This window comes from Phaeovulum veldkampii DSM 11550 (assembly GCF_003034995.1).
GTDB classification, from domain to species: Bacteria; Pseudomonadota; Alphaproteobacteria; order Rhodobacterales; family Rhodobacteraceae; genus Phaeovulum; species Phaeovulum veldkampii.
In genome coordinates, this window is sequence record NZ_PZKF01000058.1 from 1 (window position 1) to 9,776 (window position 9,776).

At 61.7% G+C, this 9,776-nt stretch carries 10 protein-coding genes and 1 pseudogene; 3 read left to right on the top strand and 8 right to left on the bottom strand.

The features are described 5' to 3' along the window. Positions 1 to 1,782, top strand: a 1,782-nt coding sequence (locus tag C5F46_RS17330) for a UvrD-helicase domain-containing protein (RefSeq protein ID WP_412779346.1), incomplete at its 5' end; no start/stop codon positions are given. Here the strand turns inward: C5F46_RS17330 and C5F46_RS14835 are convergent. The 4 genes and pseudogenes from C5F46_RS14835 to tnpA all read right to left on the bottom strand — a co-directional run. After that, positions 1,691 to 2,188, bottom strand: a pseudogene (locus C5F46_RS14835) (plasmid pRiA4b ORF-3 family protein); the annotation flags it as partial. The gene C5F46_RS17330 and the pseudogene C5F46_RS14835 sit on opposite strands and share 92 nt — an antisense overlap. Then, complete coding sequence (tnpC, locus tag C5F46_RS14840) at positions 2,143 to 3,789, bottom strand: IS66 family transposase (RefSeq protein WP_107326109.1); 1,647 nt, start codon at positions 3,787 to 3,789, stop codon at positions 2,143 to 2,145. The pseudogene C5F46_RS14835 and the gene tnpC, both read right to left, overlap by 46 nt. Positions 3,790 to 3,848: 59 nt before the next feature. Next, positions 3,849 to 4,199 (bottom strand): IS66 family insertion sequence element accessory protein TnpB, encoded by a 351-nt coding sequence (gene tnpB / locus C5F46_RS14845; protein WP_107326110.1) that lies wholly within the window; start codon positions 4,197 to 4,199, stop codon positions 3,849 to 3,851. After that, positions 4,196 to 4,612, bottom strand: a complete 417-nt coding sequence (tnpA, locus tag C5F46_RS14850; RefSeq protein WP_107326116.1) for an IS66-like element accessory protein TnpA — start codon at positions 4,610 to 4,612, stop codon at positions 4,196 to 4,198. The genes tnpB and tnpA overlap by 4 nt, the downstream gene beginning before the upstream one ends. On the opposite strand from tnpA, the gene C5F46_RS14855 reads away from it, so the two are divergent. After that, positions 4,518 to 5,087, top strand: a complete 570-nt coding sequence (locus C5F46_RS14855; protein WP_235820189.1) for a 3'-5' exonuclease — start codon at positions 4,518 to 4,520, stop codon at positions 5,085 to 5,087. The genes tnpA and C5F46_RS14855 overlap by 95 nt on opposite strands. Positions 5,088 to 5,452: 365 nt before the next feature. Here C5F46_RS14855 and C5F46_RS14860 read toward each other — a convergent pair whose 3' ends face one another. Genes C5F46_RS14860 through C5F46_RS14875 form a run of 4 tightly spaced genes read right to left on the bottom strand, consistent with a single transcriptional unit; the run spans position 5,453 to position 8,916 of the window. After that, positions 5,453 to 6,145, bottom strand: coding sequence for an ABC transporter ATP-binding protein (locus C5F46_RS14860; protein WP_107326111.1), 693 nt, complete (start codon positions 6,143 to 6,145; stop codon positions 5,453 to 5,455). Between the two features lie 3 nt (positions 6,146 to 6,148). Then, a complete protein-coding gene (locus tag C5F46_RS14865) occupies positions 6,149 to 7,282 on the bottom strand; it encodes an ABC transporter permease (protein WP_107326112.1) in 1,134 nt (377 codons plus the stop codon). Then, entirely contained in the window at positions 7,279 to 8,424 is a 1,146-nt protein-coding gene (locus C5F46_RS14870; RefSeq protein ID WP_107326113.1) for an efflux RND transporter periplasmic adaptor subunit, read from the bottom strand. Before C5F46_RS14870 ends, C5F46_RS14865 begins: the two co-directional genes overlap by 4 nt. A 3-nt stretch (positions 8,425 to 8,427) precedes the next feature. Further along, entirely contained in the window at positions 8,428 to 8,916 is a 489-nt protein-coding gene (locus tag C5F46_RS14875) for a cytochrome b (protein ID WP_107326114.1), read from the bottom strand. Between the two features lie 80 nt (positions 8,917 to 8,996). On the opposite strand from C5F46_RS14875, the gene C5F46_RS14880 reads away from it, so the two are divergent. Beyond that, positions 8,997 to 9,605, top strand: a complete 609-nt coding sequence (locus tag C5F46_RS14880) for a TetR/AcrR family transcriptional regulator (RefSeq protein WP_107326115.1) — start codon at positions 8,997 to 8,999, stop codon at positions 9,603 to 9,605. Positions 9,606 to 9,776: the final 171 nt, after the last annotated feature.

Here is a 9,776-nt window from a genome sequence, read left to right on the forward strand (position 1 = left end):
CGGGCTAGCATCCTGCTGGTCTATGTCGACCACCACGACGACGCCTACAAATGGGCCGAACGCCGCAAGATTGAACGCCACCCGACCACGGGCGCCATGCAGCTTGTCGAGGTGCGCGAGCGGGTTGAAGAGGTGGAAATTTTCAAGCCCAAAGAGGTGGCCGCTACACCGGCGCCTGTCACAAAGCCCGCGATCCGCCTTTTCGACAATCTGCGCAAGTTCGAACTGATGGCCTTTGGCGTGCCCGAGGAATGGGTGAATGACGTCCGGGCGGTCACCGAGGACACATTGTTCGACATCATCGAGCACTTGCCGCAAGAGGCGCAGGAAGCTCTGCTGAAACTGGCTGTGGGCGAGAAACCGCAACCGCCCGAACCTGCTCCGGTCGAAGCCGATCCGTTTGCTCACCCGGACGCCCAGCGCCGCTTCCGCGTTCTGGCCAACGCAGAAGAACTGAAGCAGGCGCTCGACTATCCGTGGGACAAGTGGGCGGTCTTTCTGCATCCGGCCCAGGCTGACCTTGTCGAGCGATCCTTCTCCGGTCCGACCCGGGTTTCGGGTTCGGCCGGGACAGGAAAAACCATCGTGGCGCTGCATCGTGCGGTCCATCTTGCCCGCGCCAATCCTTCTGCCAAGGTCTTGCTGACGACGTTCTCCAAGCCGCTGGCGAATGCCCTGCGCAGCAAGTTGGCCAGCCTCGTGGGCAATGAGCCCTTGGTTTCGGCGCGGATTGTCGTGAAGGCGGTCTCGGCAGTTGGGTATGACCTTTATTCCGAGCGGTTTGGGCAGCCGCAGATCGCACCTGCTGCATTGGTCAAGTCGCTGATCGCGAAAGCAGCAGCTGAAGTCGAAGGACACAGGTTCTCGACCCAGTTCCTGATCGGAGAGTGGAACGACGTCGTGGACGCCTGGCAGCTTCGGTCTTGGGAGGATTACCGCGACGTGTCGCGCCTCGGGCGGAAGACCCGGATTGGCGGCAAGCAACGCGAAACCTTGTGGACCATCTTTGAGCGCGTCCGCGCTGGGTTGCGGGAACGCGGCGTTGTGACATGGTCGGACGTCTTCGGCCGTCTGGCGGATGGACTCGGCCAAGGCAGTACTCGCCCCTACGACTTCGCCGTGATTGACGAGGCGCAGGATCTGGGTGTGGCCGAGGCCCGGTTCTTCGCCGCTATGGCAGCAGTGCGCAGCGACGGCCTCTTCTTCGCCGGGGATCTTGGCCAGCGCATCTTTCAACAGCCCTTTTCCTGGAAGGCGCTTGGCCTTGATGTCCGCGGCCGCTCTTTCACGCTGCGCATCAATTACCGCACATCGCACCAGATCCGCACGCATGCCGATCGGCTCCTGCCGTCAACCGTTTCGGATGTCGACGGAAACACGGAAGGGCGGCGCGGCACGGTTTCCATGTTCGATGGGCCTCCGCCCATGGTCTTGGCCTGCAATGATGAGGATCACGAATGCCGCACGGTTGCAGGCTGGATCACTGATCGACTGAAGGAGGGTTGCGCGCCGCGCGAAGTAAGCATTCGCCGGAGGCCGCGTGCGTTAGCTATTGATTGGCTGCCTTTGGTTTGCGCGGCTTTGGGGCCCATTTTTTGGCGAGGCGCTCGAATTTGTCGAGGATGCGGCCGATGTCGGCCTCATATGGATCGAACTTTCCGCCGTGCCATTCGAGCATTCGAGCATGGTCTTCATGGTTGGGGTCGGCCATGGCTTCGAGGAAGTCAGCGTAGCCGGGAAAGCCACCGACATCCTCTGGGGGACAGGCCCCGATTGCTCTGACAAGGCGCGGGTATTCGGCCCCCAGAATGGCATCATCGATTTTCTCGACCTTGATCACATGGTGCCAGTTGTCGCCAAAATCGTAGATGTAATGGATGGTCTTGGTGCCCACGTCTTCGAGCACATCCAGCAGGCTGGTTTTGCTGGCGGGTAGCGGACCATCGTTGTCGTATTCAGGAAGTGGCACGCCCCAGCCGACACCACCGGCCCTGAACTCATAGAGGTGCGTGTCGGTCCATCCCATGGCGGCCTGGATCACGTCGTGCAAGCGGCTCAGCTTGATCTTCAAGGGCACATCGAAGCGTCGGAGCACCTCAGGCTCGACATCGGACAATGTGACCTTGAGGCGCGCGACCAATGTCATGCGGCGATCCTCTTCAATTCGGGTGCGGCTTTCCAATGCCATGGGAGCAATTCATGCACCCGTGACATGGGCATGTCCGGCAGACGTGCGAGCACATCGGCCATCCATGCCTGGGGATCGATGTCGTTCATCTTTGCCGAGACGATGAGGGTATACATGAAGGCCGCCCTGTCACCGCCGCGTTCAGATCCTGCAAAAAGCCACGACTTTCTGCCCAATGCGATGCCGCGCAGGGCCCGTTCGGCGGCATTGTTCGTCAGGCAGAGGCGGCCGTCCTCAAGGAAGGTGGTGAAGGCTTCCCAGCGACCTTTTCCGTCCAGCATGTAATTGATCGCCTTGGTGACAGGGTTGTGCTTGGACATCCGGGCCCGCTCAGCCCGCATCCAGTCATGCAGATCATGGACCAAAGGTGCGACCCGCTGCTGGCGGACCTCGTGACGCGCTGCGGCGGACAGGCCATTGATCTCGCGCTCGACAGCAAAGATTGCGTCGATCCGCATTACAGCGTCCAACGCGATAGGCGAGATTTCTTCTGCAATCTTTTTGCCCTTGCGGGCGATGGCTTTGATGTCAGCCAGTTCAAAGAACTTGCGTCTGGCATGGCTCCAACACAGCGCAGAACGCACCGGACCTGGACTGCGATCTGCCAAATAAAGGTCATTGTAACCGCCATAGACGTCCGATTGCAGCACGCCATTCCATCCAGCCAGATGTCGGGTCGGATGCTCCTTGCGACGATCTGTCGAGAACTTGAAGAGGGCGGCAGGTGGCGCACCCCCATCCCAAGGACGGTCATCGCGCACATAGGTCCAGAGCCGCGCCGTCTTCGTGCCGCCGCGGGCCAGCAGCGGCACGGTTGTGTCATCGCCATGCAAACGACCCGCGTCCAGCACGTGACGCTCGATCAGCGCATGGATAGGAGCCAGCGCCACACAGGCATGACCGATCAGATCGGCCAGAGTGGACAGGCTAAGCTCAATCCCCTCCCGCGCAATGCGTTCGGACTGGCGGTTCAATGGCTGGTGCTGTCCATATTTGTCAAAGGCGATCATCGCGATCAGCTGCGGCCCTGCCCAACCGCGCGGAATGGCGTGGAAGGGAGCAGGTGGCTGGCTGATCTTTTCACAAGCGCGGCACGTGAACTTTTCGCGGACGGTCTGGATCACCTTCCACTGGCGAGGGATCACTTCGAGTGTCTCGGTGACGTCCTCCCCCATCTTTACGATCCGGTCGGAGCCGCAGCAGGCACAACGGGTCGGGGCCTCGACCACTACACGCTCACGCGGCAGATGCTCGGGAAAGGGTTTGCGCACAGGTTTGCGCCGCGTGAAGGCGCGCACGTTGCTGGTGGCGTCCGCACCAGCGACCTGCTCAGCCGCAAGCGCATCCTCCGCGGCGGCAGCCTCCAATTCCTCAAGCTGCAATTCCAGCTGGTCGATCAGCCGTGCGCGGCGCTCGGAAGAGACGCCGTATTTGTCGCGTCGCAGCTTGGCGATCTCGAGCTTCAATTCCTGAATCATCGCGTCCGTGCAGGAGGCCAAGGCACGGGCCTGCGCCAATTCGGCTTCCGCTGCCCGTGCGCGCGCCGTTTCCGCAGCAAGAGCGGCACGCAATCTGACGATTTCGGAAGCGGCATCTGACATGGCCAATCCATACCATGGACACCTCAAAGAGCCAATAAAATCAGAGCTTTTCTTATAAATTATCCAGCCGTTTGAGGCCTTTGCGTCCAGCGCGGATTGCGCCAGTCAATGCCTTCGAGAAGATAGCCGAGCTGCGCTGCGGATATCGCCACAGCCGTCCCGCCCTGGCTCACAGGCCAGATGAACTTCCCCGCCTCAAGCCGTTTCAAATACAGCGACATGCCGACACCATCATGCCAAAGCAGCTTCACAAGATCACCTTTGCGTCCCCGGAAGCAGAAGATTTCCCCCGCATGTGGGTCGCGCCCAAGGCCCTGCTGGACCGCCAGCGCCAAGGTGTTCATCCCACACCGCATGTCCGTCACCCCACCCGCGATCCACACCTTCGTCCCTGCAGGAAACGCGATCATGACGGATCCAACGCCTGAACGAGGCGCGCCAGCACGACCGGATCGATCATCGCCGCAACCGAAAGACGCCTGCCATTCACAAGCGTGATCTCGGCGCGGTCGCACGAAGCCGGCACTACTTCCGGTTCTACTGCAATTGGTCCCGCTGGGGTTTCAGGGGGCGCGAGCGTCACCGGCGTGAACCGAAGCGGCGCCGAACCACCCGATAACTCTCCCTTGCGATATTGACGCCGCCACCGCACCAGCAATGTGCGCCCGATGTCGTGGCGACGCGCAGTCTCGGCAATGCTCCCGCGCAGGCCAAAACTTTCCTCAACTATGCAAACCTTCTGCGCATCCGTCCAGCGCCGACGGCGACCGGTGTCAGTGACAGATAGGATCTCTACTTCGGGTCTGTATCTATGGTCGGACATAACGTCGGACCTAAACAGAAAGTCTCTGCCCAATAAGACGGCCCACCGCGAAGGGTTACCGCGCGAAGTGGGGATCTTCGTACGGTCTGACGCGGAACTGAAACGTGCTCGTGCTGCCGCGAAAACTGCGGGGGTTCGCGCGGTCGAGTTGAGCGAAAAGGTCGAAGTGGAGGACGGGGCAGTCGCCATCAGCACGATGCACTTCGCCAAAGGGCTGGAGTTCCGGTCGGTGTTGGTCATGGCCTGCGACGACGAGGTGATCCCGCAAACAGAACGAATCGAATCTGTGGCCGACGACGCGGACCTTGAGGAAGTCTACAACACCGAACGGCACCTTCTGTACGTCGCTTGCACGAGGGCTAGGGATCACCTGCTGATTACGGGAGTCTCCCCGGTTTCGGAGTTCGTAGACGATCTTCTAAATGCGAAGGCTGTAGGGCAACTTCAGACCAAGCAGAACGGGGCGGGCAAATGACGGCGGTTGTGCGCCCCCGCAACCAAAATACCGTTGGATAACAAAGACTTGGGACCCGAGTGTTTCGCTCGCGTATAAGCCCGCGCAATTCTTGTCAACGCTGAGTCAACGTTTGATGAGTCCCCCTGAAAAGCGGGGACTTTTTGCGTTTTGTGGCGGCGGAGTATAGCCGTGGCGGCACCACGCTATGGTCAATTCTAGCTCTGGCGTATGACGATTGCCAAGGGACGCTCGACTGATCCGCACTTCGCATGCTGATCGGTCGTAGGACGAAACCGCTGAATTGATGGTCCCAAGCGTGGCGCTGGATACGAGATAACGCGACGGCTTCGCGCGATGCAGGCGAGGTTGCAGGCTTGGCGGAGCTAGTCATCGGTCAGCCGCCCGTCGCGCAGATGGATAAGCCGATCGAAGCGGTCGAAGATTTTCTCGTCATGGGTCACGGTCAGGATGCAGGCTTCCTGCTCGGAGGCAAGCTTTCGCAGCAGGTCCATGACCAGTTGTGCGCGTTTGCTGTCCAGGGCAGCGGTCGGCTCGTCCGCAAGGATGATCCGCGGGCGGTTCGCCAGCGCGCGTGCGATGGCAACCCGCTGTGCCTCGCCCCCTGACAGTAGCGCGGGCTTGACCGGGGCGCGGTGGCCGACCTCGAGATAATCGAGAAGTTCTTTTGCCCGCTCCTTTCCCTTTTCGGGCGCCCAACCGGCAAGGTCGAGGACGAGGGATACATTTTCTGCCGCCGTCAGAAAAGGTAGCAGGTTGTGGGCCTGAAAGATGAAGCCGATCTTGTCGAGCCGCAGGCGGCGCAAGTCGCTGCGCAGCCATTTGCCGTCATAGACCGGATCACCGTCCAGCACCACCCGGCCCGAGGACGGGTCAAGGATGCAGCCGATGATGTTCAAAAGCGTCGTCTTGCCAGACCCCGAGGGCCCCAAAAGCGCGATCACCTCGCCTGCGCGCACCTGCAGGTCAACCTGACGCAGCGCATCGACGCGGGTCTCTCCGTCGCCATAGTGCTTGGCCACGGCCTGCACATCGACCAAAATGTCACCGATTGCCATGACTTAACCCCCCAAGGCGGTGGCGGGGTCCACCTTCATTGCGGCACGCACGCCGAGCCCGCTTGCGGCCAGACAGACAACAACGATGATCCCGGCCAGGACGGCCACGTTGAACGGCTCCAGCACGACACGCCGCGGAAAGACATCTTTGACCAGCAGGATCAGGGTTAGACCGATGCCCCAACCTGCGGTCCCAAGGATCAGCGATTGCTGCACGATCAGGCCGATGATCGTGCGGTCGGGGGCGCCAATCAGCTTAAGCGTGGCGATCTGCTTTAGCTTTTCCATGGTCATCGTGTAGATGATCAATGCGATCACCACGGCGGACACCGCCAGCAGGATACCCAGAAACAGCCCGATCTGACGCCGCGCCTTGTCCACGACCGAGGCCAGCAGGATATTTTCCTGCTCGATCTGGCTAAGGGCCGCCAGATGCTTCCACTGACGCAGGGTTGCGGTCAGCAGATCGACATCCGCGCCGGGGGTGATGCGTACGATGACCGCCGCGACCGAGGCCGACTTGACCGCCCCCGCCCCGCGTGCGGCCTGCACCCGCTGATCGGCCGGGGCAAGTTCCGTTTGCAACGCCATTGCATCGGCCAGCGTCATATACACAGCCGGATCGCCGCCCGAGTTCATTGCCCCTTCGACCAATCCGACAACGGTAAAGCGGCTGCGGCCGAGAAGGATGGTATCCCCCACCAAAAGGCCGGTCTTGCGGTCGGCCACCAGTTCGAAATGGCTGGTGCCGATGCCCCGCCCTTCGGCGATGATCTGCGGGCCACCCGGTCGCCCCGGCTCATACCCAACGACGTAGAGCCGCAAGGTCCGGTCAAGAAACGGGGCCTCCACGGTCTGGTAATTGATGGCACCCGCTTCGGCCACGCCGGGCATGCGCGCCACGGTATCGCGGCTGTCGGCGGGAATGGAGGAGGCTTCGGCGAAAGGCCCCTTGGTGCCCGCCTCGACCACCCAAACATCCGCTGCCGGCGCCTCGACCACCGCCAAAGCATCAGCCACAAGGCCGTTGTAGATGCCGATCATCGCCAGAACGACCGTCATCAGCAGGCCCAAGCCAAAGCAGGTCAGCACAAAGCGGAACAGACCATGGCGGATGTCTTTAAGCGCCAGATTCATTGCGCATCCCCGATCCGGGCCAGCCTGCCTTCGTCGGCGCCTTTTGGTGGCATGGCGACAATCGCAGAGCCGTCGGGCAGGCCGCCTGTCACCTCGGCCCGGCCCTTGTCGTCGCGCGCGCCAAATGTCAGTTCGGCGCGCTGCAACCGGCCATCCTGCACGGTCCAGACCGTGCCGCGAAAGCCGTCAAAGCCGGTGATTGCCACCTCTGGCACCATCAGGGCGCTTTCACGCAAACCGGTCAGAATGCGCACTTCGGCCTGTTCGCCCAGAAACATCCTGGCGGGGCAATCGGTGCACGTCAACCAAACGCGGCGCTCTTCGTTCACGCGATCACTTTCAAGGCCGATCCGGGCGACGGTGCCGTGAAACTCAGCGGTGGGCTGCGAGCGAAGCCGGATGACACCCTCTTGTCCAAGCGCCAGTTGGCCGGCGCGTTCTTCGTCGATAAAGGCCTGAACCCAAATCGTTGCCGGATCAATCAGGGTGAAGATCGGATCACCGGCCTTGACCACCGTGCCCGGCTCGACATGGCGGGCAACGACAACCGCATCATAAGGTGCGACCAGCCGGTGATGGGAGAGCAAGGTTTCTTCCAGTTGCAGGGCTGCCGCCACATCCGCGCCTTGCGCGCGGATCACGGCAAGATCGGCCTCGGCCAATGCAAATTCGGCTCGCGCCACATCCTCGTCGCGCTGCGCCTCCTCGGCCCGCTGGATAGAAGAGATGTCCTGCCGCGCTAGTTCCTTCTGTCGATCGTTCGCGGCAATGCGCTGTGCCAGAACTGCCTGTGCCCGCGCCACCGCTGCATCGGCCTTGGCTTGACCGGCGGCATTTGCCGCAACCGCTGCCTGCGCCCGCGCAACGCGCGTTTTCTGCTCGGCCGGATGCAACGCGGCCAACTCTTGTCCGGCCTTGACCGCATCCCCTGCATCTGCCGATACCGACACCAATGCCGCGCCAACTTCGAACCCGACGCGCGACAGAACGCGGGCCTCGACGGAACCCAGGCCGTAAAGGCGCAAAGGCACCCCGGTTTCAGCCGCGACAACCGTCACAGTCAGGGGCCGTTCGGTCAGAAACCAACCAGCCGCCGCCAGCCCAACCAGCGCAACCGCGCCAAGGATCCAGCTTCTGCGCATCGCTCAGCCCTCGGCCCGGCGCATGCGGTTGATCAGGCCGTCTTTCAGCACGAAGTGGTGATAGAGCGCCCCCACAACATGCAGCGCCACCAGCGCCAGCAGCACGATCTTCAGCACGTTGTGCCCTTGTGCAGCCAGATCGACACCGCCGAACCAGGCCATCGACCCGCTGAGTGGCATCAGGATCATCAGCGCGTAAAGGCCGACATGGGCGGCCTTTGCCAAGGCGCGCTGAGCGGCATTGTCGCCGACCACGGCAGGCGCGCCGCGCCGCGCCCGGATCGACAGCCGCCACAGCGCAAACAGCATGACCAGCGCCCCGCCTGCGACATGGGCCAGAACCAGCGGATTGAAGGCGGTTTCCAGACCTTTCGTCGTCGCGTCCCACGCGGCTGCAATGGCATCTTTGAACAGGTATTGCTGCACGATCAGCAGGGCCGCAGCCCAGTGCAATGCAATCTGAAGACGGGTGTATCCTTTGGGGCTTGGCATGGCGGTCCTCTCGCTCTGGCGAATCAGCTTGCTTGCCTTGCAGATTATGTTAGTGATTACTTACTTACAAGAGGTGCTCAATGTTACGTCGCAAATCAGCCGAGGATCGCAAGACCGAAATCATTGCCGCCGTTCTGGACCTGGCCGACCGTATCGGCCCGGACCGGCTGACGACCAATGACATCGCGCAAGAGGTCGGCGTGACCCAAGCCGCGATATTCCGGCATTTCCCGACAAAGGCGGAGCTTTGGAGCGCGGTCGGGGACGCTATCGCGGATCGGCTGGAATGCGCGTGGCGGCATGCCGTGAATAGCAGCGAAAGCCCGCAGGCACGGCTAAGGGCGCTGATCGCCGCACAGTTGCAGCAGATCGGGGAAACCCCCGCGCTTCCGGCCATTCTGCATTCCCGCGAATTGAACGTTGATAATGCCGCCCTGCGCGACCGGTTTCGCGGGGTTCTGATGCAGTATCAGGCGTATCTGGTGGTAAACCTGCAGGCCATGGCCGAAGCCGGAATGATGGGGGCGGGCGTTCAGCCAAAGGATGCCGCCGTGCTTCTGACCTCGCTTGTTCAGGGCATCGCCATAAGGTGGAGCCTTGGCTCGCGCAGCTTTGACATCGTGCCCGAAGGGTTGCGCCTGCTGGAGGTACAATTGGTTCTGTTGGCCGGGAACGAGGGGCAAAAATGAAAACTCATCACGTCGCCGGTGTTGCGGCCATAGCCTTTGGATCGTTGACTCTGATATCGGGCGGATCGGCCCTGTTCGGAGCGGTCGACATGGGGGCCGTCGTGCCCTTCGTCCTGTGGTTCAACTTCCTCGCAGGCTGCGCCTATGTCATTGGCGGCCTGCTTCTGATAA

Excerpts from the sequence above, each read along its gene's own strand:
- tnpC (WP_107326109.1), bottom strand. The coding sequence starts at position 3,789 with ATGTCAGATGCCGCTTCCGAAATCGTCAGATTGCGTGCCGCTCTTGCT.
- tnpB (WP_107326110.1), bottom strand. The coding sequence starts at position 4,199 with ATGATCGCGTTTCCTGCAGGGACGAAGGTGTGGATCGCGGGTGGGGTG.
- C5F46_RS14855 (WP_235820189.1), top strand. The coding sequence starts at position 4,518 with ATGCAAACCTTCTGCGCATCCGTCCAGCGCCGACGGCGACCGGTGTCA.
- tnpA (WP_107326116.1), bottom strand. The coding sequence starts at position 4,612 with ATGTCCGACCATAGATACAGACCCGAAGTAGAGATCCTATCTGTCACT.
- C5F46_RS14860 (WP_107326111.1), bottom strand. The coding sequence starts at position 6,145 with ATGGCAATCGGTGACATTTTGGTCGATGTGCAGGCCGTGGCCAAGCAC.
- C5F46_RS14865 (WP_107326112.1), bottom strand. The coding sequence starts at position 7,282 with ATGAATCTGGCGCTTAAAGACATCCGCCATGGTCTGTTCCGCTTTGTG.
- C5F46_RS14870 (WP_107326113.1), bottom strand. The coding sequence starts at position 8,424 with ATGCGCAGAAGCTGGATCCTTGGCGCGGTTGCGCTGGTTGGGCTGGCG.
- C5F46_RS14875 (WP_107326114.1), bottom strand. The coding sequence starts at position 8,916 with ATGCCAAGCCCCAAAGGATACACCCGTCTTCAGATTGCATTGCACTGG.
- C5F46_RS14880 (WP_107326115.1), top strand. The coding sequence starts at position 8,997 with ATGTTACGTCGCAAATCAGCCGAGGATCGCAAGACCGAAATCATTGCC.